The 22,563-nt window shown below is 60.5% G+C and carries 22 protein-coding genes; 12 read left to right on the top strand and 10 right to left on the bottom strand.

Annotated elements, in window-relative coordinates; genetic code table 11:
* Positions 1-73 precede the first annotated feature (73 nt).
* Positions 74-952, top strand: a complete 879-nt coding sequence (locus F8N66_RS29000; protein ID WP_150773354.1) for a DMT family transporter — start codon at positions 74-76, stop codon at positions 950-952.
* 6 nt (positions 953-958) lie between these two features.
* Here the strand turns inward: F8N66_RS29000 and F8N66_RS29005 are convergent, their stop codons facing one another.
* Both F8N66_RS29005 and F8N66_RS29010 read right to left on the bottom strand, forming a co-directional pair.
* Positions 959-2,581, bottom strand: a complete 1,623-nt coding sequence (locus F8N66_RS29005) for a methyl-accepting chemotaxis protein (protein ID WP_150773355.1) — start codon at positions 2,579-2,581, stop codon at positions 959-961.
* Between the two features lie 97 nt (positions 2,582-2,678).
* Positions 2,679-4,016 (bottom strand): MFS transporter, encoded by a 1,338-nt coding sequence (locus F8N66_RS29010; RefSeq protein WP_150773356.1) that lies wholly within the window; start codon positions 4,014-4,016, stop codon positions 2,679-2,681.
* Positions 4,017-4,659: 643 nt separating this feature from the next.
* On the opposite strand from F8N66_RS29010, the gene quiC reads away from it, so the two are divergent.
* The gene (gene quiC / locus F8N66_RS29015; RefSeq protein WP_150773357.1) at positions 4,660-6,561 is read left to right on the top strand and encodes a 3-dehydroshikimate dehydratase QuiC; all 1,902 of its coding nucleotides are present in this window, start codon (positions 4,660-4,662) and stop codon (positions 6,559-6,561) included.
* Between the two features lie 102 nt (positions 6,562-6,663).
* A complete protein-coding gene (locus F8N66_RS29020) occupies positions 6,664-7,341 on the top strand; it encodes a TetR/AcrR family transcriptional regulator (RefSeq protein ID WP_150773358.1) in 678 nt (225 codons plus the stop codon).
* Positions 7,342-7,421: 80 nt separating this feature from the next.
* Here F8N66_RS29020 and F8N66_RS29025 read toward each other — a convergent pair whose 3' ends face one another.
* From F8N66_RS29025 to F8N66_RS29035, 3 genes are all read right to left on the bottom strand, one after another.
* Positions 7,422-8,276, bottom strand: coding sequence for a shikimate dehydrogenase (locus F8N66_RS29025; protein WP_150773359.1), 855 nt, complete (start codon positions 8,274-8,276; stop codon positions 7,422-7,424).
* Positions 8,277-8,281: 5 nt separating this feature from the next.
* A complete protein-coding gene (gene aroQ / locus F8N66_RS29030) occupies positions 8,282-8,722 on the bottom strand; it encodes a type II 3-dehydroquinate dehydratase (protein ID WP_150773360.1) in 441 nt (146 codons plus the stop codon).
* A 139-nt stretch (positions 8,723-8,861) separates the two neighbouring features.
* On the bottom strand, positions 8,862-9,773 hold the full coding sequence (locus tag F8N66_RS29035) for a LysR family transcriptional regulator (protein ID WP_150773361.1): 912 nt from the start codon (positions 9,771-9,773) through the stop codon (positions 8,862-8,864).
* Between the two features lie 120 nt (positions 9,774-9,893).
* On the opposite strand from F8N66_RS29035, the gene F8N66_RS29040 reads away from it, so the two are divergent.
* The 3 genes from F8N66_RS29040 (at position 9,894) to F8N66_RS29050 (ending at position 11,175) form a co-directional block, all read left to right on the top strand.
* Positions 9,894-10,100, top strand: a complete 207-nt coding sequence (locus F8N66_RS29040) for a tautomerase family protein (RefSeq protein ID WP_034148192.1) — start codon at positions 9,894-9,896, stop codon at positions 10,098-10,100.
* 203 nt (positions 10,101-10,303) lie between these two features.
* A complete protein-coding gene (locus tag F8N66_RS29045) occupies positions 10,304-10,732 on the top strand; it encodes a DUF4160 domain-containing protein (protein WP_150773362.1) in 429 nt (142 codons plus the stop codon).
* Positions 10,729-11,175, top strand: coding sequence for a DUF2442 domain-containing protein (locus tag F8N66_RS29050; protein ID WP_150773363.1), 447 nt, complete (start codon positions 10,729-10,731; stop codon positions 11,173-11,175). Before F8N66_RS29045 ends, F8N66_RS29050 begins: the two co-directional genes overlap by 4 nt.
* Before the next feature lie 54 nt (positions 11,176-11,229).
* On the opposite strand, the gene trmA is transcribed toward F8N66_RS29050, so the two are convergent.
* Together trmA and F8N66_RS29060 are read right to left on the bottom strand one after the other, a co-directional pair.
* Complete coding sequence (trmA, locus tag F8N66_RS29055) at positions 11,230-12,309, bottom strand: tRNA (uridine(54)-C5)-methyltransferase TrmA (protein ID WP_150773364.1); 1,080 nt, start codon at positions 12,307-12,309, stop codon at positions 11,230-11,232.
* Positions 12,306-13,601 (bottom strand): NCS2 family permease, encoded by a 1,296-nt coding sequence (locus tag F8N66_RS29060; protein ID WP_150773365.1) that lies wholly within the window; start codon positions 13,599-13,601, stop codon positions 12,306-12,308. The genes trmA and F8N66_RS29060 overlap by 4 nt, the downstream gene beginning before the upstream one ends.
* A gap of 231 nt (positions 13,602-13,832) precedes the next feature.
* Between F8N66_RS29060 and F8N66_RS29065 the strand changes: the two genes are divergently transcribed.
* Positions 13,833-14,270: a DUF4879 domain-containing protein gene (locus tag F8N66_RS29065; RefSeq protein ID WP_224790529.1), complete on the top strand. Its 438-nt coding sequence runs from the start codon at positions 13,833-13,835 to the stop codon at positions 14,268-14,270.
* Between the two features lie 68 nt (positions 14,271-14,338).
* Complete coding sequence (locus F8N66_RS29070; protein ID WP_150773367.1) at positions 14,339-14,890, top strand: DJ-1 family glyoxalase III; 552 nt, start codon at positions 14,339-14,341, stop codon at positions 14,888-14,890.
* A 5-nt stretch (positions 14,891-14,895) separates the two neighbouring features.
* Here the strand turns inward: F8N66_RS29070 and F8N66_RS29075 are convergent, their stop codons facing one another.
* Positions 14,896-16,137: an MFS transporter gene (locus F8N66_RS29075; RefSeq protein WP_150773368.1), complete on the bottom strand. Its 1,242-nt coding sequence runs from the start codon at positions 16,135-16,137 to the stop codon at positions 14,896-14,898.
* Between the two features lie 484 nt (positions 16,138-16,621).
* Here F8N66_RS29075 and F8N66_RS29085 point away from each other — a divergent pair, with 484 nt between their 5' ends.
* From F8N66_RS29085 to F8N66_RS29095, 3 genes are all read left to right on the top strand, one after another.
* Positions 16,622-18,058, top strand: a complete 1,437-nt coding sequence (locus F8N66_RS29085; RefSeq protein ID WP_150773369.1) for a cytochrome ubiquinol oxidase subunit I — start codon at positions 16,622-16,624, stop codon at positions 18,056-18,058.
* A gap of 3 nt (positions 18,059-18,061) precedes the next feature.
* A complete protein-coding gene (gene cydB / locus F8N66_RS29090; RefSeq protein ID WP_150773370.1) occupies positions 18,062-19,069 on the top strand; it encodes a cytochrome d ubiquinol oxidase subunit II in 1,008 nt (335 codons plus the stop codon).
* 70 nt (positions 19,070-19,139) lie between these two features.
* Positions 19,140-19,307 carry a DUF2474 domain-containing protein gene (locus tag F8N66_RS29095; RefSeq protein ID WP_150773371.1) on the top strand — a complete coding sequence of 56 codons (168 nt, stop codon included), beginning with the start codon at positions 19,140-19,142 and terminating at the stop codon, positions 19,305-19,307.
* 65 nt (positions 19,308-19,372) lie between these two features.
* Here F8N66_RS29095 and F8N66_RS29100 read toward each other — a convergent pair whose 3' ends face one another.
* On the bottom strand, positions 19,373-20,497 hold the full coding sequence (locus tag F8N66_RS29100; RefSeq protein ID WP_150773372.1) for a methyltransferase: 1,125 nt from the start codon (positions 20,495-20,497) through the stop codon (positions 19,373-19,375).
* A gap of 165 nt (positions 20,498-20,662) precedes the next feature.
* Positions 20,663-21,394 (bottom strand): helix-turn-helix transcriptional regulator, encoded by a 732-nt coding sequence (locus F8N66_RS29105; RefSeq protein ID WP_150773373.1) that lies wholly within the window; start codon positions 21,392-21,394, stop codon positions 20,663-20,665.
* A gap of 353 nt (positions 21,395-21,747) precedes the next feature.
* On the opposite strand from F8N66_RS29105, the gene F8N66_RS29110 reads away from it, so the two are divergent.
* On the top strand, positions 21,748-22,524 hold the full coding sequence (locus F8N66_RS29110) for a ferredoxin--NADP reductase (protein ID WP_150773374.1): 777 nt from the start codon (positions 21,748-21,750) through the stop codon (positions 22,522-22,524).
* Positions 22,525-22,563: the final 39 nt, after the last annotated feature.

Raw genomic sequence — 22,563 nt, forward strand, 5'->3', positions numbered from 1 at the left:
ACGCGTAATCGTTGACGACCATCGCGAGCAGAGCTCGCTCCTACAGATTAAGGCTGTAATTAAAGGAAACCCAATGACTGTCAGCACCCCGCTTTCCGGCGTCAATCAGCCCTTCAAAGGGATCCTGCTGATCGTTCTCGCAACCTTCCTGTTTTCCAGCCATGACGCGTTATCGAAGTACCTGTCGGGGTTCTATCCGATTGTCATGGTGGTGTGGGCGCGGTATGTGGTTCACACCTTGTTGATGGCCGGGATCTTTCTGCCGCAATCGGGGTTGGGGGTCTTGCGTACCAAGCGCCCGCTGCTTCAGTTGACCCGGGCGCTGTGCCTGCTGGGCACCAGCCTGTTCTTTACCACCGGCTTGATGTACATCCCGTTGGCCGAAGCGACCTCGGTCAACTTCCTGGCGCCGGTGCTGGTCACCGCGTTATCGGTGCCGCTGTTGAAGGAGCGGGTGACGCGGGGCCAGTGGCTGGCGGTGATTTTCGGTTTCAGCGGGGTGCTGATCATCGTCCACCCGGGGGGTGATTTGTTCACCCCGGCGGTGTTGCTGCCGTTCTGCTCGGCGCTGTTTTTCTGTTTCTATCAGTTGCTCACGCGCAAGCTCAGCGAGATCGACAGCCCGACCACCAGCAACTTTTTCGCCGGCCTGTGCAACACCCTGGTGATGAGCGCGCTGGTGCCGTTCTTCTGGCAGGTGCCGAGCCTGGTTCATGGCGCGATGATGTTGGCGCTGGGGGCTTGCGGCATGACGGCGCACCTGTTCCTGACCCAGGCTTTCCGCCATGCGGCGCCGGCCTTGCTGGCGCCGTTCAGCTATTGCCAGATTGTCTTTGCCGGCCTGTTGGGCTGGCTGCTGTTTTCCCACACGCCGACCCTGACCACCGTGATCGGCATCGCCGTGATCTGCTGCAGCGGGCTGGCGGCGGCCTGGCAGCAAAGCCGCCGCTGAGGCCGCTCAGAACCGAAAGCGCAGCACCAGGTTTTGCAGGCCCGCCGCCAGTTGCGACATCTCCTGGCTGGTGGCGCTGGTGCGGGTCGAGGCGTCGGCGCTTTGCAAGGACAGGTCGCGGATGTTCAGCAGGTTCCTGTCCACTTCGCGGGCCACCGCCGCTTGCTCTTCCGACGCGCTGGCAATCACCAGGTTGCGCTCATGGATTTGCTCCATGGCCCGGGTAATTTGCGCCAGCGCGACGCCGGCCTGTTCGGCAATCGACAGGGTTTCGGCAACGCGCTGGCTGTTACCGTGCATCGACAACACCACGCCCTCGGTATCGCCCTGGACCCGGCCGATCATCAGTTCGATTTCCCGGGTCGATTGCTGGGTACGATGGGCCAGCGCCCGCACTTCATCGGCCACCACCGCAAAACCGCGCCCGGCTTCCCCGGCCCGGGCGGCTTCGATGGCGGCATTGAGTGCCAGCAGGTTGGTCTGTTCGGCGATGGCGCGGATCACGTCCAGCACCTTGCCGATTTCCCGGGATTGCTCGGCCAGGGTCTGCACCTGTTGCAAGGCCTGGCCGGCATTGGCGCTCATCGCCTGGATCGCGTCCAGCGTTTCGATCACCCGCGCCTGGCCCTGGCTGGCTTGCCGGGTCGATTGACGGGTGCTGTCAGATGTCGAGACGGCATTGCGTGCGACTTCCTCCACGGCAACGGTCATCTCATTCACCGCCGTGGCGGCTTGTTCGATTTCGTTGTGTTGCTGTTGCAGCCTGCTGGAATCCAGGTGCGTGCTGTGGTTCATCTGCCCGGCGGCTGCGGCGAGTTGGGTCGAGGCCTCGCTGATGCGTTGCAGGGTTTCGCGCAGGCTGCCCTGCATGATCGACAAGGCGCTCAGCAGACGCGCCGTTTCATCGCCACCCTGGCTGTGGATCGGCGTGCCGAGATCGCCGGCCGCCACTTGCTCGGCCACTGCCACGGCCTGGCGAATCGGCACGACGATGCTGCGAATCAACAGCCAGGCCAGGAACACGGTCAGCAACGACACGGCCACCAGCGCCGCGACGACCGTGACTTTCACTTGATGGTAAAGCGCATCGGCCTGCTGCGCTGACTGGCTGACTTCGTTGGCGGTGAGGGCCACCAGCTCGGCGAACTGATCACCGGTCAGGGTCGAGTCATCCTGAATCCTGCCGTTGAGCAGCGCGGTCATTTCTTCGTGCCGGTTGTCCTGTGACAGGCTTTCGTATTGCGCCAGGGCCTGACGGTAACGGGTCACCGTCGCGACGAACTTTTCGTACGGCGCCCGGTTGTAGTCGCCAACCAGCGGCGCGAACTTGTCCAGGGCTTGTTCAAGCCAGCCTTGTACCTGGTGCAGGCGGGTGACGGTGGCGTCGAGCACCTTGGGCTCGCGGTTGAGCGCCATGCGCAGGCTCAGCACGCGAATGCTCAAGATGTAGTCGCGGATTTCCCCCAGGTAGCGGGTACTGGGCAAAGAAACGCTCTCGGTGTGCTGGCCCGTGGCTCGTACCTCGGCGACTTGTTTCAGGGCGAACAAGCCTTGCAACAGGACGAGCAGCGCGATGATGCCGAAGCTGATCACGGCGCGCTTGGCGATGCTCAGGTGTCTGGGTGACATGGTTTGACTTCCTTGGCGTCGAGTGAAAACTCGTGGATGCATGAATCGCAGGCAAAAAAAAGCGCAGGCCCGAAACCGGGCCCGCGCCGAGGGAACATCAGTCTTCTACTGTCGGGATCTTGCGCGGTGCCATGAAGTACATCCAGGTCAGCGCAATGAAGTACATCGCCGGAATCAGGGTGAACAGCACGGTGTAGTTGTTGTTGGTGACGGTCAGGATGTGCCCGACCAGCTGGGTCATGAACATCCCGCCAATCGCCGCACACATGCCGCCGAAGCCGAACACCGTGCTCATCATGTGCTTGGGCGTGTAGTCCATCACCAGGCTCCAGATGTTCGCGGTCCAGGCCTGGTGTGCGCCGATGGCCAGGGAAATCGCGGCGACCGCGACCCACAGGCTGCTGGAGCCAGCCGCCATGACCACGCCGATGATGCAGCAGGCGAACAGGAACATGGACATCAGTCGCGCCTTGATCGGGTTGACGCCGCGGCCGATCAGGAACGAGGACAGAATCCCGCCGCCGACACTGCCGAAGTCGGCGGTGAGGTAAATGATGATCAGCGGAATGCCCATCTGGGTCACGTTGATGCCCAGGTTGTATTGCTGGTTGAGGAAAGGTGGCAGCCAGTACAGGTAGAACCAGAACACCGGCGCGGTCATCGAGTAGGCGAGGGCGAAGGCCCAGGTGCCGCGCATGCGCAGGATTCGCGAGAACGGTACGCGGGTCTGTTCCGGTTCGACTTCGTTCTGGATGTAGTCCAGCTCCGACTGTTTGACGCTGGGGTGATCTTCCGGGTTGAAGTACTTCAGGCCCCAGAACAGCAGCCAGATACCGCCCAGTGCCGACATGCACAGGAAGGCGGCCTGCCAGCCCCAGACATGGAGGATCAGCGGCAGCAGCATTGGCGTGAACATCGCGCCGACGTTGGTCCCGGCGTTGAAAATACCGGTGGCCACGGCGCGTTCGCCGGCCGGGAACCACAGGCGTGTGGTCTTCACGCAGGCCGGGTAGTTGGCGGCTTCGGTCAGGCCGAGGATGAAGCGGCAGACCATGAAGCCGACCGCCGAGGTGGCCAGGCCGTGGGCGCCGGTCGCCAGGCTCCAGAGCAGTACCGCGCAGAAGAACACGCGCTTGACGCCGACCCGGTCGATCAAGCGGCCCTGCAGCACGAAACCGATGGCGTAGCCGACCTGGAACCAGAAGTTGATGTTGGCGTAGTCCATCGCCGTCCAGCTCATTTCCTTGGCCAGGATCGGCTGCATGACGCCGAGGGCGGCGCGGTCGATGTAGTTCAGGGTGGTGGCGAAGAACACCAGCGCCAGCATGCCCCAACGGGTCTTGCCGACGGCCATGGCGCCGCGGATTTTGTCGCCGATACCGCCGGTGGCGGCACTCATGGCCGGAGCCATGCGAGAGCTTTGAGTAGGGTTCATCTGTGCCATCCGTTCAATGACTGACAAGCGAGGCTCGTCTGGACTTCAAGGGCGCGTGATCAATCGATGGCGGCGGGCGCTGGACTGATCGGCTGGTTTCGTCGGCTGACGGGTTATTCAGCGAGCGGCACGTGGATGCCGGCGGTGCGCAGGGTTCGGATGGACGCCAGGCAAGGCGTAATGACGGTGGTTCGAGCGAACAAGGCGTTGAATGAGCGCATGAGCGTTTACCCGTTTTTTGAAATTTTTATGTGGTGTTCTGGGTCTTTGGTAACTGAGGTGGCCGGTTGATGACCTGACTCAATGTCGTGTTGATGTTGCGCAGTGAACAAAAAATCGTCAATTCACTGAGGGTCATTTTGTTCGATAATCGAACACAAAACTAACCGGGTAGTACACTTTAAATTGCTGTGAGGGATCGCGCAGCCAATAATTCACTCCAAGATAAACGCAATCCCTGTGTAGGAGCTGCCGAAGGCTGCGATCTTTTGATCTGGATTTTCAAGATCAAGATCAAGATCAAGATCAAGATCAAGACCAAGATCAAAAGATCGTCCGAACGCGGCCCGAGCCTTCGGCAGCTCCTACACATAAAGCGTGCAATGCCCCTAACAAGATTGCCTCCACCACCGGGAGCCGAACCATGCAGCGTTCCATTGCCACCGTATCCCTGAGCGGTACCCTGCCGGAAAAACTCGAAGCCATTGCCGCCGCCGGCTTCGATGGCGTCGAGATTTTCGAGAACGACCTTCTCTACTACGACGGCAGCCCGCGAGAAATTAAACAGATGTGCGCCGATCTCGGGATCGCCATCACCCTGTTCCAACCGTTCCGGGATTTCGAGGGCTGCCGCCGTGACCGTTTGCCGCGCAACCTGGAGCGGGCCGAGCGTAAGTTCGACCTGATGCAGGAGCTGGGCACCGACCTGGTGCTGGTGTGCAGCAACGCTTCTGCGGATTCGCTGGGTGATGAGCAAATTTTAGTCGATGATTTGCGACTGCTGGCCGAACGTGCCGGCGCGCGCGGCTTGCGCATCGGCTATGAGGCACTGGCCTGGGGCCGGCATGTGAACACCTGGCAACAGGTGTGGAATATCGTCCGTCAGGCGGATCACCCCAGCCTCGGGGTATTGCTCGACAGCTTTCATACGCTGTCGCTCAAGGGCGATCCGAGCGCCATCGCCGAGATTCCCGGCGACAAGATCTTCTTCGTGCAAATGGCCGACGCGCCAATCCTGGCCATGGACGTGCTGGAGTGGAGCCGGCATTTCCGCTGCTTCCCGGGCCAGGGCGAGTTCGATCTGGCGGGTTTCCTCGCACCGATCATCCAGAGCGGCTACACCGGGCCGCTGTCCCTGGAGATCTTCAACGACGGCTTCCGCGCCGCGCCGCCACGGGCCAACGCCGCCGACGGTTTGCGCTCGTTGCTGTACCTGGAAGAGAAAACCCGCCAGCGCCTGGCGCAGCAAGCCCAGCCAACGGCCAATGTCGATATTTTGTTCGAGACCCCGAAAGCCAGCGAATACAACGGCATCGAGTTTCTTGAGTTCGCCGTGGACGAAAGCCTCGGCGCCAAGCTCTCCCACTGGCTGGAGCGCCTGGGCTTCGTCAAGGCCGGGCAGCATCGTTCCAAGAGCGTCAGCCTGCTGCGCCAGGGCGATATCAACCTGATCCTCAACTCCGAGCCTTACTCGTTCGCCCACAGTTTTTTCGAAGCGCACGGTCCATCGCTGTGCGCCACCGCCGTGCGGGTCAAGGACAGTGCCAGCGCCCTGGCACGGGCCGTGGCCTACAAAGGCCAGCCCTATCGCGGGCTGGTCGGTCCCAATGAACTGGAGCTCGCCGCCGTGCGTGCGCCGGACGGCAGCCTGATTTACCTGGTGGACCAGGAGAAAGATGTCTACGGCACCGACTTCAATCTGCTACCCGACGCCGTGGCCAGCGGCGGACTCAAGCGTATCGACCACATGGCCATGGCGCTGCCGGCCGACAGCCTCGACAGTTGGGTGCTGTTCTACAAGAGCCTGCTGGACTTCGAGGCCGATGACGAAGTGGTCCTGCCCGACCCTTATGGCCTGGTGAAGAGTCGCGCATTGCGCAGCCGCGACAGTTCGATCCGCCTGCCGCTGAACATCTCCGAGAACCGCAACACCGCGATCTCACACGCGCTGTCGAGCTATCGCGGATCGGGGGTGCATCACATCGCCTTTGATTGCGACGACATCTTTGCCGAAGTCAGCCGGGCGAAAGCGGCGGGTGTGCCGCTGCTGGACATTCCGCTCAACTATTACGATGACCTGGCGGCGCGTTTCGATTTCGACGATGAATTCCTCAGCGAACTGGCCTATTTCAACGTGTTGTACGACCGCGATCCCCAGGGTGGCGAGCTGTTCCACGTGTACACCGAGCCGTTCGAAGGACGCTTTTTCTTCGAGATCATCCAGCGCAAGAACGGTTATGCCGGGTACGGTGCGGCCAACGTCGCGGTGCGCCTGGCGGCCATGGCCAAGTCTCGAAGTGGTGCCGTACGTCAGGCAAAGTTGTAGGAAAATCGTAATCACGCCGACAAACCGCCGCCGCACGGCTTCCTTCAGTGTGCGGCGCGGCTCATAATCGCCAACCTGTGCAGTGATGGCCGTGAGCCCGCAATGACAATGACTTCAGACTTTCCCGCAGTCCCCGATCAGCCAATTGCCGAACCGCGCAAGAGTCGCAAGAACAACCCGGAAAAAACCCGCGAGAACATCCTCCAGGAAGCGATTGTCGAGTTCGTTCAACAGGGATTGTCCGGCGCTCGCGTCGATGCCATCGCCGAGCGCATCCACACCTCCAAGCGCATGATCTATTACTACTTCGGCAGTAAGGAACAGCTCTACGTCGAGGTGCTGGAAAAGCTGTACGGCGATATCCGCAACACCGAAAACCGTCTGCACCTGGCCGAACTGGCGCCCGCGGAGGCTATTCGGCGCCTGGTGGAGTTCACCTTCGACCACCATGATCGCAATGTCGATTTCGTGCGGATCGTCAGCATCGAGAACATTCACAACGCCGAGTATGTGAAGCGCTCCGATGCCATCAAGGCGATGAACAACACCATCCTCGATTCACTGGGCGAGATTCTGCGTCGCGGCGCCGAGCAAGGCGTGTTCCGCACCGGGCTTGATCCGCTGGATGTGCATCTGCTGATCAGTTCGTTCTGCTTCTATCGCGTGTCGAACCGCCACACCTTCGGCGAGATTTTCCAGATCGACTTGCCGGACGAAAGCGTCAAGCTGCGTCATCGCGAGATGATCTGCGAGTCGGTGTTGCGCTACCTGCAGGCCTGAAACAATCGCAGCCTGCGGCAGCTCCTACAGGTGTATACAAAACTCTGTAGGAGCTGCCGAAGGCTGCGATCCTTTGCTCTTCAGACATTCATGCTCTGAAAATGCGCCAGCATCCGCTGCGCATCCGGCACGACGCCGCTGAACAGTTCAAACGCCTTCACCGCCTGGAACACCGCCATGTTGCCGCCATCCAGCGTCCGGCAACCCAGGGCGCGTGCATGGCGCAGCAGTTCGGTTTCCAGTGGGAAATAGACAATCTCCGCCACCCACAGCTCGGCGCGCAGCCATTCGGCTGGCACCGGCATGCCCGGCAGTTTTTTCATGCCCATCGGCGTGGTGTTCACCAGGCCGTCAGCCCCGGCCAGGGTCTGCGCCAGATCATGACCGGCCACCGCGCGACCGCTGCCGAAATGTTGGTTGAGGTTGTCGGCCAGGCTCTGGGCGCGGCTGATTTCCACGTCGAAAATGCTCAGCTGCCGTACGCCTTCGCTCAGCAACGCGTGGGCAACCGCCGCACCGGCGCCACCGGCCCCCATCTGGACCACGCGCTCACGGGCAACGTCCTTCAAGCCCCGGCGAAAACCCTCGGCAAATCCCAGGCAATCGGTGTTGTGGCCGATGCGCTTGCCGTCCTTGAGCACCACGGTGTTCACCGCGCCAATGCCACGGGCTTCCGGCGACAATTCGTCGAGCAGCGGGATGATCGCTTGCTTGCAGGGGAAGGTGATGTTCAACCCGGTGAAGTTCATCCGCTCGGCGGCCATCAGCAAGTCGGGCAGGGCGTTGCTGTCGAGTTGCAATTGATCGAGGTCGATCAGGCGATAGACGTAACGCAACCCCTGGGCATCGCCTTCATGCTCGTGCAGGGTTGGCGTGCGCGACGCCTGGATGCCCGCGCCGATCAGGCCGGCCAATATGGTTTGATTCTGTTTCACGGTGTTCACCCTTTCAGACGTTGGCTGAAATGCTCCAGCGCCAGGCGATAGCCGTGGCTGCCGAACCCGGCCATGACCGCCGTGGCAATGGCTGACACAAAGGAATGATGACGGAAGGGCTCACGGGCGTGGACGTTGGACAAATGGACTTCGATCACCGGCAGTTCGCTGGCGACCAGCGCGTCGCGAATCGCCACCGAGGTGTGGGTCCAGGCGGCGGGGTTGATCACGATCCCGGCGCAGCGGCCGCGTGCGCCGTGAATCCAGTCGAGCAGTTCGCCTTCGTGGTTGGTCTGGCGAAACTCCACCGCCAGGCCGAAATCTTCGGCGGCGCGGCCGCACAGGGCAGAAATGTCTGCCAGGGTTTCATGGCCATACGTGGCAGGTTCACGGGTGCCGAGCAGGTTCAGGTTCGGGCCGTTGAGCACCAGAATGATGGGGGACATCGAGGTTTCTCCACTTATTATTTTTGGCATTGGCCGAAGACTCCGGCCTGTGGAGATAAATTGTACTAGATGGTTAATTTGGTCAATTGATGAGCGGATCCTCGGGCTTTTTGTGTGCGGTGATCGGACGGTTTCGATCTCAGCGTGGCAGATGCTCCATCAGGAAATCGATAAATGCCCGCACTTTCAGCGGCATATGGCGGCTTTGCGGATAGAGCAAGGTAAACGGCCGCGAACGTCCACCGTAGGGCTTGAGCACTTCCACCAGGGCGCCATCGGCCAGTTCCTTTTCAACGATAAAGCGATAGGTCTGAAACAGCCCCGCACCGTGTTTCGCCAACGTCACGCCACCCAACACGTCGTCGGAACAGCTCAAGTTGCCCTCGGCCAGGATCTCGCGCTGGACGCCATTGTCATTGAACAACCAGGCAATGCGCCGACCGCTGCTGGGCAGTTCGTACTGAATGCATTCGTGCTGTTGCAGGTCATCGAGGGTTTGCGGGGTGCCGGCTCGCTTGAGGTAGTCGGGGCTGGCAATCATCACCAGGGCGGCGTCCTCCAGCTGCCGGGCGATCAGGCCGGAATCAGGAATCGCGCGCACGCGAATCGCCATGTCATAGCCTTCACCGACGAAATCGATGTTGCGGTTGCTGATGTGCGACTCGACCTTCACCGCCGGAAAGCGCGCGCGAAAGGCCGGTAACAGCGGCAGGATCCGGTGGTGGGCGTAGGTGGTCGGAATACTGATGCGCAGCGTCCCGGACGGCACCTGCTGTTGGCCCATGACTTCGCGCTGGGCTTCCACCAGTTGCGCCAATGCCTGGCGGCATTCTTCGTAGTATCGGCGACCGCTGTCAGTCAGATTGACGCTGCGGGTCGTGCGCGCAAACAGCCGCACCCCCAGCCGTTCCTCCATGCGCGACACCGAGCGGCTCACCGCAGCCGGCGTGACACCTGCCACCAGCGCGGCCGCGGTGAAACTGCCGGCCTCGGCGGCCAGGCAAAACAGCTCGATGCTGCCCAATTGAAGATCGTCGAATTGTCGCTGCATGATTAATTACACCGGGGATCAAATTAAGTGCGTGAAACAGTATTTATCAGATGCTCGCACACAGATACAGTGAGCTTCCGTTGGTAAGCCTTTCTTAATCAGTCGAGCAGGAGAAGCAGCATGCCTTTCGTCAGCGTTCGTATTACCCGTGACGGTGTGACCCGTGAGCAGAAAGCCCAGGTCATCGCCGAAATCACCGAGACCCTGCAGCGCGTGCTCGGCAAACCGCCGGAGCTGACCCACATCGTGATCGAGGAAATCGACACCGATAACTGGGGGTACAAGGGCATTACCACGACGGAGTTTCGGAAAAATCAGCCGGGGTGATTGTGGCCCAAGGCTAGACAGCCGTCCTTGTGACGGCTTTTTTGTGGGCGATGGGAAAGGATTGCTTACGAACTACAAGGTCCAACAGCGGGACCGACCGCTAGGCTCTGAGGCGTATTTTCAGTTTGGCGATGTGAGCCGGTGATCGGGTTTTACAAGGAGCGTCGAATTTACGGGTTCAATAACCTAACGGATGGGTTAGCATGAGAATATTCAGCTACAAAGGGCTTTCGGTGGCGATCCTGTTGCGTGATGAGCATTGTCCGCCTCACGCACATGTGGAGGCGGGCACGTGGAGTGCGAGGTTCAGGTTCACCTTCTGGCACAACGGTGTCGAGCTCTGGGATGTGGTCCCGCTTTCGCGTCGACCACCGTTGGCGGTGCTTGAGGGGGTGCGCCAGTCGCTCAAGCAACCGGCCCATTTGCTGCGTGCTCGTGACATCTGGTGGCGAAAATTACAGACGGTTTGCCTTGATAATCAATTGTGGGACTGGCACAGCAACGAAGTCGTCGCGGTGAAAAGAGTCGTCAGCACGGCCAACATCATTGGATCGGCTCGCTACGAACCTGAAACGAACACGACGCGATTGTTTCTGGCAGGTGCACAGAAATGTGTGGAGATCGAGTTATGAAAACAGTGAAGGTCAAGGTTCAGCCTGATAGGCCCGTGACAGAAAGTCGCCTGGACGAAGCCATCAGGCGTGGGCAAATGCGCAGAAACAACAGCCTCCAGGCGACGGCAGTCAAGTTTATTGCCCCGTGCCTGGCCATCAGCTTCGAAGATGGCAGCGGCGTCTTGCTGCCTGTTGCGAATTATCCTGAGTTCGATGATTTCGAGGCCGAGGATTTTGCCCGCCTGACCGTTGGTTTCGCCGGTACAGCACTCTGCCATGAAGGCAAGGACCTGGATGTGTCTCTCGCAGGCATGATTTCGGCGAGCCAGTCATTGATGACCATGGCCGCCTCGTTGATTGCCTCACGCAATGGTCGCCAGAGCAGCGCCGCCAAGGCTGAAGCCGCTCGGGCCAATGGCAAGAAAGGCGGACGGCCGCACAAGGTCGACGTCGTGCTTTGAACGCCCACAAAAAAGCCGTCGTGATGACGGCTGATTTGTTTGTGGCATCTGCAATCACCGCCGGGTCAACAACACCCCGGATTCCATGTGATGCGTCCACGGGAACTGGTCGAACATCGCGCATTGGGTGATGCGGTGGGTGTCGTGCAGTTGGGCGATGTTGGCCGCCAGGGTCTCCGGGTTGCAGGAGATGTAGAGGATGTTGTCGAAACGCCGGGTCAGTTCGCAGGTGTCCGGGTCCATGCCGGCGCGTGGCGGGTCGACGAAGACGCTACCGAATTCGTAGCTTTTCAGGTCGATGCCGTGCAGGCGACGGAACGGACGCACTTCGTTCAGCGCTTCGGTCAGTTCTTCGGCGGACAGGCGCACCAGCGTGACGTTATCCACAGCGTTTTCGCTGAGGTTGCTCAATGCCGCGTTGACCGAAGTCTTGCTGATTTCGGTGGCCAGCACTTTGCGCACGCGGGTGGCGAGCGGCAGGGTGAAGTTGCCGTTGCCGCAGTACAGCTCCAGCAAGTCGTCGGCGCGATCACCGAGCGCGTCATACGCCCAGTTGAGCATCTTCTGGTTCACGGTGCCGTTGGGTTGGGTGAACGCGCCTTCGGGTTGGCGATAGCTGAAGGTGCGACCGCCGACATCCAGTTTCTCGACCACGTAATCGTGACCGATGACTTCGCGCTTGCCCTTGGAACGGCCGATGATGCTGACGTTCAAGTCGGCCGCCAGTTTCGTGGCCGCCGCATGCCAGTGCTCGTCCAGCGGGCGGTGATAGCACAAGGTGATCATCGCATCGCCGGCCAACGTGGTCAGGAACTCCACCTGAAACAGCTTGTGGCTCAGGGCCGAACTGGCCTGCCACGCCGCCTTGAGCTGCGGCATCAACTGGTTGATGCGCAGGCTGGCGATCGGGAACTCTTCGATCAGGATCGGTGTGCGTTTGTCTTCCTGGGAAAACATCGCGTAGTGGCGCTCGCCGGCTTCACGCCACAGGCGGAATTCGGCGCGCAGGCGGAAATTCTGCAGAGGCGAGTCGAAAACGACCGGCTCCGGCGCGTCGAACGGCGCCAGCAGGTCACGCAGGCGCGTGACCTTGTCTTCGAGTTGAGCGGCGTAGGCCTGGGAATCAAAAGTCATGCGTTGAACCAACCCAGCTTGATCACGAACAGAATCGACAGGATCACCAGCGCCGGATTCAGCTCACGGCCGCGTCCGGACATCAACTTGATCGCGGTCCAGGCAATGAAACCGAAGGCGATGCCGTTGGCGATGGAATACGTGAACGGCATGGCCAGGGCGGTGATTACCACCGGCGCGGCCACCGTAATGTCGTCCCAGTCTATTTCGGCCAGGCCGGATGTCATCAGCACGGCGACGAACAGCAGCGCCGGCGCGGTGGCAAAGGCCGGGACGCTGGCGGCCAGTGGCGAGAAGAACAGGGCCAGCAGGAACAGGATCGCCACAACGATGGCGGTCAGGCCGGTGCGGCCACCGGCACTCACGCCCGCGGCGGATTCGATGTAGCTGGTGGTGGTCGAGGTGCCCAGCAGGGAGCCGGCCATCGCAGCGGTACTGTCGGCGATCAGGGCCCGGCCCATTTTCGGCATATGGCCGTCCTTGCCCATCAGGCCGGCGCGCTTGGCGACGCCGATCAGAGTGCCGGAGTTGTCGAACAGATCGACGAACAGGAAGGCGAAAATCACGCTGACCAGACCGATGTCCAGCGCGCCCTTGATGTCCAGTTGCAGGAAGGTCGGCGCCAGCGAAGGTGGCATCGACATCACGCCGCCGAACGGGGTGAAGCCCATGACGATGGAAATGATGGTCACCACCAGGATGCCGATCAGCACCGCACCGCGCACGGCCAGGGCTTCGAGGGCGACGATCAGGGCGAAGCCGAGGGTGGCGAGGATCGGTGCCGGTTGTTTCAGGTCACCGAGGCCGACCATGGTCGCCGGGTTGCTGACCACGATGCCGGCGTTATGCAGGGCGATCAGTGCCAGGAACAGGCCGATACCGGCGGCAATCGCCGAACGCAGCGGCAGCGGGATGCTGTTGATGATCCATTCACGGATGCGGAAGATCGACAGCAGGAAGAAGCACACGGCCGAGATGAATACCGCACCCAGCGCCACTTGCCAGGTGTGGCCCATGTGCAGGACCACGGTGTAGGTAAAGAAGGCGTTCAGGCCCATGCCCGGTGCGAGGGCGATCGGGTAGTTGGCGATCAGGCCCATGGTCGCGGAGCCGATGGCGGCTGCCAGGCAGGTGGCGACGAACACCGCGCCCTTGTCCATGCCGGTCTCGCCGAGGATGCTCGGGTTGACGAACAGAATGTAGGCCATGGCCAAAAAGGTCGTGACGCCCGCCAGAATCTCGGTGCGTACGTTGGTGTTGTGTGCCTTGAGTTGAAACAGCCTTTCCAGCATGTCTGCTCCCCGTGGCGCGCCCGGCGCCGTGAATGTATCGACCTCAACAGCAAAGCACAGACCACTGCGGGCGCCTGGGAATTTTCTGCGGGTCGGAAAAAGCCGCGCATCATACCAGTAGCACAGGGTTATGGCTGCTTATGGCGGTGATCGTCGTCGATGTTTTGCGTTGCGCTCGAGTCAGCCATACTGCACGCCGGTTTTCGGGGTGATTTTCTGGGTGGAAAGTGCATGAAAAATGTTCTGTGGAGCTTGATGGCTTGGCTGCTGGGGGCTCAAGCCGCCCTGGCGGCCTCGGCACCGCCGTTGACCCAGCTGAAAGTGCTCAAGGTCGAGTCGCCGGGCTGTGGTTTTGAGTCGATTGACGAAGGGCAGGCGCAGACGCGCTGCAATCACAGTGGCCCGAACATCAGGATCTACGTGCTGGAAGTGGGCTATGGGCGCAGCCAGCCTCATGTCGCCCTGGACGGCTTCGAGGTGAACGGCACCCGCACGCCGGTCTGTGCCTACGATAACGGCAACCTGACCGAGTGCACCGCCGGCCGGAAAACCGTCGGTAATGTGTACATTTTCGATCTGGCTGGCAAACAGGAAGGCACCTTCACCTTCAGCAACACCTCCCTCAATGCACCGGGCAACACGATGTCGACGCAGCTCTACATCAAGTAGCGTCCGGGCCTCGAACAAGGGTAAGGAAAGCTGACTACGCTTCAAGGATCATTCCGTGGATAGCACTCATGACCTTTAGAGCTTTGATTACCCTCGCCGAGGGCATTGATGACCTGCAAGCGGTCACCCTGGTCGATGTGCTGCGCCGCGCCAAGGTAGAGGTGGTGGTGGCCAGCATCGAAGGACGGCGCATGCTCACCTGCGCCCGCGGTACTCGCCTGACCACCGACGCCATGCTGGTGGACTTGCTCGCCCAGCCCTTCGACCTGATTGTCCTGCCGGGCGGTGCCGTGGGGGCGCAACACCTGGCGGCCCATCAACCCCTGCAACAACTGATCAAGGACCAGGCCGCGGCCGGTCGCCTGTTCGCCGGCATCGCCGAAGCCCCGGCGCTGGCGCTGCAAACCTATGGCGTGTTGCGCCAGCGGCGTATGACCTGCCTGCCTTCGGCCAGTCATCAACTCTCGGGCTGCAACTTCGTCGATCAACCGGTGGTGGTCGATGGCAACTGCATCACCGCCCAGGGCTCGGGCGCCGCGCTGGCATTTGCCCTGGCGCTGGTGGAGCAGCTGTGTGGCAAAGCCGCGCGGGCGGCGGTGGCAGGGGAGTTGGTTGTTTAGAACAATCAGACCTTCGCTTCTTCTTTCACCGGCACATGCATCCGGTCACGCTGGGCCAGGGTCGGGAACAGCTTGATCCAGGTCCCGGTCACCACCAGCGTGCCGATGCCGCCCATGACCACCGCCGGCACGGTGCCGAACCAGTGGGCGGTCAGGCCCGATTCGAATTCGCCCAACTGGTTCGACGCGCCGATGAACAGGCCGTTCACCGCGCTGACCCGGCCGCGCATTTCGTCCGGGGTTTCCAGCTGCACGAAAGAGGCGCGGATGACCATGCTGATCATGTCCGCGGCACCCAATACCACCAGCACCGCCAGCGAAAACCAGAACGAGGTCGACAGGCCGAAGGCGATGGTGGCGACGCCGAATACGCCCACGGCGGTAAACATCACACGTCCGACATTGCGCTCCACGGCGAACCTTGCCAGGTACAGCGACATCAACAACGCCCCCACCGCCGGCGCCGAACGCAGCAGGCCCAAGCCCCAGGGACCGGTGAGCAGAATGTCCTTGGCGAACACCGGCAACAACGCCGTCGCACCGCCGAGCAGGACGGCGAACAGGTCCAGGGAAATCGCCCCAAGAATGTCCGGCCTGCTGCGAATGAATCGGATCCCGGCCAGCAGCGAGTCCAGGGTGGCCTTGCCCTTGTTCAAGGGAGTCTGGCGCGCCGGCAGGTTGAGCATCAGCGTGCAGGCGATGAGGTAGAGGATCACGGTCGGGCCATAGACCCACACGCTGCCGAAGGCATAGAGCAGACCGCCGAGTGCTGGGGCGACGATGGTTGCCGATTGCTGGGCCGATTGCGCGGCGGCGACGGCCCGGGGGAACAGGGTGCCGGGCACGATGCTCGGCAGCAAGGCCTGGGTGGTCGGCATTTCGAAGGAGCGGGCGGCGCCGAGCAGGAACGCGAGGATGAAGATCATTTCCCGGGTGACATGGTCGGTAGCACTGCCAATGGCCAGCGACAGGGCGATCAGCGCTTGCAGGGACTGGCAGATCGCCGCGACCTTGCGCCGGTCGTAGCGATCCGCGACGTGCCCGGTGTGCAGCATGAACAGCACACGCGGGGCGAACTCGACCAACCCCACCAGACCCAGATCGAGCACGTTGCCGGTCAGTTGGTAGAGGTTCCAGCCGATGGCCACGGTGAGCATCTGGAAGCCGCTGGCGGTGAAAACCCGGGCCAGCCAGAACGCGAGGAAAGGGCGGTGGTGACGTAACAGCAAAGGCTCTTGGCTGGGCATTTGAAGGCAAATCTGGGGAGAGGGGAGGCGTGAGGTTATCACCAGCCTGTAACAAAAAGTTGCTGGATTTGAAAATTTCATTAGCCAGACATCGATTTCTGCCACGGGACAAATCCCTGTGGGAGCGGGCTTGCTCGCGAAGGCGCAGTGTCAGTCGACATCAATGGTGGATGTACCGACCCCTTCGCGAGCAAGCCCGCTCCCACAGGGATGTGTATCGACCTGTTTCCCCAGCCATGAGGCAACTTGTCACGCGGCAAAAGACCACGCGGTTCAAGGCCGGAAATGGGACTACTCTTTCAACGTTGATTGATCCAGATCAAACCCCGCCCGGGAATTGATCCGGTGGCCGCAAGGCCAGACGCCCTGCGTTGTGATGCTTGCAATAAAAAGAACGAATTCGAATTCGCCGCACTCCATAACCGTGGGGACCGAGGATGCAGGTTTCCAGCCCGCAGCCGTACTACCTGACAGAGGAAGACTTATGTTCGGTTTAGAGGCACTTGATCTCGCCCGAATTCAGTTCGCGTTCACCATCTCGTTCCACATCCTGTTCCCTGCCATCACCATTGGCCTGGCCAGTTACCTGGCGGTTCTTGAAGGCTTGTGGCTGAAAACCCACAACGACACTTACCGTGACCTCTATCATTTCTGGTCGAAGATCTTTGCCGTCAACTTCGGCATGGGCGTGGTCTCGGGGCTGGTCATGGCCTATCAGTTCGGTACCAACTGGAGCCGCTTCTCGGACTTCGCCGGTTCCGTGACCGGGCCGTTGCTGACGTACGAAGTGCTGACGGCATTCTTCCTCGAAGCCGGTTTTCTCGGCGTGATGCTGTTCGGCTGGAACAAGGTCGGGCGCGGCCTGCACTTTTTCGCAACCGTCATGGTTGCGATCGGCACGCTGATCTCGACTTTCTGGATCCTCGCCTCCAACAGCTGGATGCAGACCCCCCAGGGCTTTGAAATCGTCAACGGCCAGGTCATTCCGACCGACTGGCTGGCGGTGATCTTCAACCCGTCGTTCCCTTATCGCCTGATGCACATGGCCACGGCGGCGTTCGTCGCGACCGCGTTCTTCGTTGGCGCCTCGGCGGCCTGGCACTTATTGCGCGGCAAGGACAACCCGGCGATCCGCAAGATGTTGTCGATGGCGATGTGGATGGCGCTGATCGTGGCCCCGATCCAGGCCGTCATCGGTGACTTCCACGGCCTCAACACCCTTGAACATCAGCCAGCCAAAATCGCTGCGATCGAGGGCCACTGGGAAAACAAAGGTGACGAGCCGACGCCGCTGATCCTGTTCGGCTGGCCGGACATGAAAGAAGAGAAGACCAAGTACGCCGTCGAGATTCCGTACCTGGGCAGCCTGATCCTGACTCACTCGCTGGACAAACAGGTGCCGGCGCTCAAGGAGTTCCCGCCTGAAGACCGGCCGAATTCGACCATCGTGTTCTGGTCGTTCCGGATCATGGTCGGCCTGGGTTTCCTGATGATCTTCACCGGTCTGTGGAGCCTGTGGCTGCGCAAGCGTGACACGCTCTACACGTCGCGCCCGTTCCTGTACCTGGCCTTGTGGATGGGACCGTCCGGGCTGATCGCAATCCTGGCCGGCTGGTTCACCACGGAAATCGGTCGTCAACCGTGGGTGGTGTACGGCCTGATGCGCACGGCGGATGCGTCTTCCAACCATAGCGTCATGCAGATGAGCATCACCCTGATCCTGTTTGTCGTGGTGTATTTCGCACTGTTCGGTGCCGGCCTGGGTTACATGATGCGCCTGGTGCGCAAAGGGCCGAAGATCGATGAAGGCAAGGAAACCAACGACGGAGGTCCTGGCCAGAAACGCACGCCGGCGCGTCCGCTGTCCGCTGCCGACGACGATCATGCCGATACCGACCGCACCGTGACCAAGGAGATTTGAATCATGGGTATTGATCTTCCGCTGATCTGGGCCGTGATCATCATCTTCGGCATCATGATGTACGTGGTCATGGACGGGTTTGACCTGGGCATCGGCATTCTCTTCCCGTTCATACCCGGCAAGACCGACCGGGACGTGATGATGAACACCGTCGCCCCGGTCTGGGACGGCAACGAAACCTGGCTGGTGCTGGGCGGTGCGGCGCTGTTCGGCGCCTTTCCGCTGGCTTATTCGGTGGTGCTTTCGGCGTTGTACCTGCCGCTGATCTTCATGCTGATCGGGCTGATTTTCCGTGGCGTGGCGTTCGAGTTCCGCTTCAAGGCGCGGGACGACAAACGCCATCTCTGGGACAAGGCCTTCATCGGCGGTTCGATCGCCGCGACGTTCTTCCAGGGCGTGGCGCTGGGCGCCTTCATCGATGGCTTGCCGGTGGTCGATCGACAGTTCGCCGGCGGTTCACTGGACTGGTTGACACCCTTCACAATGTTCTGCGGCGCCGCGTTGGTGGTGGCCTACGCGTTGTTGGGCTGCACCTGGCTGATCATGAAGACTGAAGGCAAGTTGCAGGAGCAGATGCACAACCTGGCGCGGCCACTGGCGTTCGTGTTGCTGGCGGTGATCGGTATCGTCAGCATCTGGACGCCGCTGGCCCACGCTGAAATCGCCGCGCGCTGGTTCACCCTGCCCAACCTGTTCTGGTTCCTGCCGGTGCCGATTTTGGTGCTGGTGACCTTGTACGGCCTGATTCGCGCGGTGGCCCGCAATGCGCACTACACGCCATTCCTGTTGACGCTGGTGCTGATCTTCCTCGGCTACAGCGGCCTGGGGATCAGCCTGTGGCCGAACATCGTGCCGCCGTCGATCTCTATCTGGGATGCCGCCGCGCCGCCGCAAAGCCAGGGCTTCATGCTGGTGGGCACGCTGTTCATCATCCCGTTTATCCTGGGCTACACCTTCTGGAGCTATTACGTGTTCCGCGGCAAGGTCACCCACGAAGACGGTTACCATTAGTCTGCCCCGCAGCCCTTGCTCGCGATGGCGTCGGCCGCGACGCCATCCATTTTGAAGAGGTTCAATGCAAATGAACGGCAAACATTCCCTGCACGACATTCAAGAAGCCGAAAAAAAGCCGCTGTGGCAGCGGCTCGGCTGGCTGGCCCTGATCTGGGTCGGCAGTGTCGGTGCACTGTTCATCGTGGCCAGCCTGATGCGGATGTTCATGAACGCCGCGGGCCTGAGCACTCACTGATATCCCATGCCGCGCTGTGCGGCGCGGATTCATAGCCCTCCGAGTGGAGGGTTTTTTTTGCCTCGTTATTTACGAGCCTTGAGAATCACGAACTTCGGCGTGGCCGCCACTTGTTCGACACCCCGGAACAAACGCGCCAGTTTGCTGTGGTACCCCAGGTGACGGTTACCGACGATGTACAGCGCACCGCCCACCACCAGCGCTTCCCGGGCTTGCTGGAACATCCGCCAGGCCAGGAAGTCGCCGACGACCTGTTGCTGGTGAAACGGTGGGTTGCACAGCACCACGTCCAGCGACTGGGGCTCCTGGCCAGCCAGGCCATCACCGGCACGCACGATGACATCGCGCTCACCCAGTGCGGCGCGCCAGTTTTCGGCGGCCGACTGCACGGCCATGAACGATTCATCCACCAGCGTGTAATGGGCGTCAGGGTTTTGCAGGGCACTGGCGATGGCCAGCACACCGTTGCCGCATCCGAGGTCGGCCACCCGTGCCGTGCCAAGACTCTTCGGCAGATGCGGCAAAAACGCCCGTGTGCCGATGTCCAGGCCTTCGCGGCAGAAGACGTTGGCGTGGTTGAGCAGTTCGATGGCAGGTGCGTCGAGACGATAGCGGGTCGGATAGGGCGACGTGACCGGCGCTTTGTCTTCAGCCGTGGCGATCAACAACCGCGCCTTCTTGACCGCCAGCGACGCCTGCACCGGCCCGATATAGCGTTCGAGCAGATCCCCCGCGGCACGTGGCAGATGCTTGATCATCGCCCCCGCGACGACTTGAGCGCCGGGTGCCAATTGGCCTTGCAGGCGAATCAGTTGTTCTTCCAGCAACGCCAGAGTCTTTGGCACGCGTATCAGGACCCGGTCAAACGGTCCCGCCGGTGTTTCGCTGGCTGCAATGGCCGGCACCGAATCGAATGCCAGGCCATTGCGGGCCAGGTTCTTCTCCAGCCCCTGGAACGCCAGGAATGAATCGCCGCTGCTGGTCACGTCGACCTTTCCGGCCAGGCTCGCGGCCAAGGCGCCGAAACTGTCGTTAAGGACCAGCACTCGTGTATCGATCGAGGTTTGCTGCTCGGCCAGATGGTTGAGCAGGTATTCGTCAGCCGCGTCAAAAGCTTGCAGCGGTTCGTTTTGCTGTTCAGGCTGGCGGATCAGGTCGAGGCTGGCGAAAGGTGTTTCGAGCAAAGGCATGGGGCGGGGCTCTGGGTAATCATCGGGGTATCCCGCGCCCAGGGGGCGTCGTGGCGGGCGGGGCCGTCCGAGTGCACTGCGTCGTGGAGGGTTCACACGTCAGCACTCAGGAGGAACCGTGGATGGTACTTTTTTTCGTGTCGGATTACTCGCAGGTTTTTCCAATCAGCGCATCAAAGTGCTGCTGAGCAAACCCGCCTTCGCGGCGGCAATGACAGCCGAGACCTTGTTGTTGACTCCGAACTTCCGGATGACTTCCTGGATATGGAAATTGACCGTGCGGGCGCTGAGGTTGAGGATCCGGGCGCTTTCATAAGCCGTCTTGCCATCCGCCGCCAGCTTCAACACGTCGATCTCCCGTGGCGACAAATGCGGCGATGACGATTTGGCTGGCACTTTGGGCAGTGTCTGCATCAACAGATGGTGTAAATGATGCCCGATGAAGAGGGAGAAACCGAGATTCTCATACAACTCCCACGCACTGATTTGGCGATGGCTCCTGGCCATACTCACGATGCTGCAGAATCCGCTTTGGTCATCATGAACGGCTTGCGACCAGCCATGCTGTAAGCCTTGTTGTTCGAGTGACTCCCATAGCCTGGGAGCATTGCGAAACAGTTCCTCACTCCAAAGTATTGGCAGTGTGGATTGATTGCAATGCGCCACTATTGGATCGATGGTGCCCAATTTGTTTTTCGCATATTCGGCGTTCCAGGCATCGGGATAATTGTTGAACCGCGACGTATGAAAATTCTCCGACTTCGTAGGGCAAGTTGTTGAAAAGGCGAAAAATTTAAAGCCGATGTTTTTGGCGAACTGCAGTGATGTTCGGTAGGCACTTTCAATTTCGCTCGTCGCAGATATTTGTTCGAGTTGTAACTCCTTCCACCTTTCCATCATGCAACTCCCTCTGTGTATATAACGCGATCAACCTAACTTGGATCTGGGATCACGATGAGTTTGGAGTGTAGGATGAATCCTACAATGACGCTGAGAATATTTTGAATTTATGCCCGGCTGAAAGTTACTGATCTGGTTCTATAGATAGGCGGTGGCAGGTTATTGAATGTCACTGTTAATATTAAAGATCTCATGGGTTAATCAAACTTCTGACGTGCTTCATATATAGATTGGCCGAATTTTTGTTGTTTGCAAATGAAGAGCATTTGCTCCAAAAACACTACAAATCGCCGGTGTTTATGGCGCCCGCTTTGCGAGACACTGCGGCTATCCGATGATTGGAGCCCCTCATGACCGCCAGTGAAGAGAAATTTACCCGTCAGACCCTGCTCGACGTTCAGCCCCTGACCCCGAACCTGTTCACCCTGCGCGCCACCCGGGATCCGGGCTTCCGTTTTCGAGCGGGGCAATTTGCCCGGCTAGGCGTCACCAAGGCGGACGGCAGCACGGTATGGCGTGCCTATTCCATGGTTTCATCGCCTTTTGACGACTTTCTCGAATTCTTTTCCATTGTTGTGCCGGGCGGTGAGTTCACCAGTGAGCTGAGCCGGCTGGGCGTTGGCGATACATTGCTGGTCGACCGCCAGGCCTTCGGTTACCTGACACTCGATCGTTTTGTCGATGGGCGGGATCTGTGGTTGTTGTCCACGGGCACTGGCCTGGCGCCGTTTTTGTCGATCCTCCAGGACTTCGAGGTATGGGAGAAATTCGAGCGAATCATCCTGGTCTACAGCGTTCGCGAAACCCGGGAGCTGGCCTATCAGGAGTTGATCGCTGGCCTGGCGCAGCGCGAATACCTGGCGGAATTCGCGCACAAGTTGCAACTCATCAACACCGTGACGCGTGAAGAGCATCCTGGCGCACTCAATGGACGAATTACCACGCTGATCGAAAATGGCGAACTAGAGCGCGCGGCCGGCGTGGCACTGACGCCGGAGCACTCGCGGGTCATGCTGTGCGGCAACCCGCAGATGATCGATGACACCCGTAAGTTGCTCAAGCAGCGTGACATGCACTTGAGCCTCAGCCGCCGACCGGGGCAGGTGGCGGTGGAAAATTTCTGGTAAAGAAACGGCGCCTGCAAGGCGCCGTCTTATTTGCCATCA

Source organism: Pseudomonas fluorescens (assembly GCF_902498195.1).
Classification (GTDB): Bacteria; Pseudomonadota; Gammaproteobacteria; order Pseudomonadales; family Pseudomonadaceae; genus Aquipseudomonas; species Aquipseudomonas fluorescens_BU.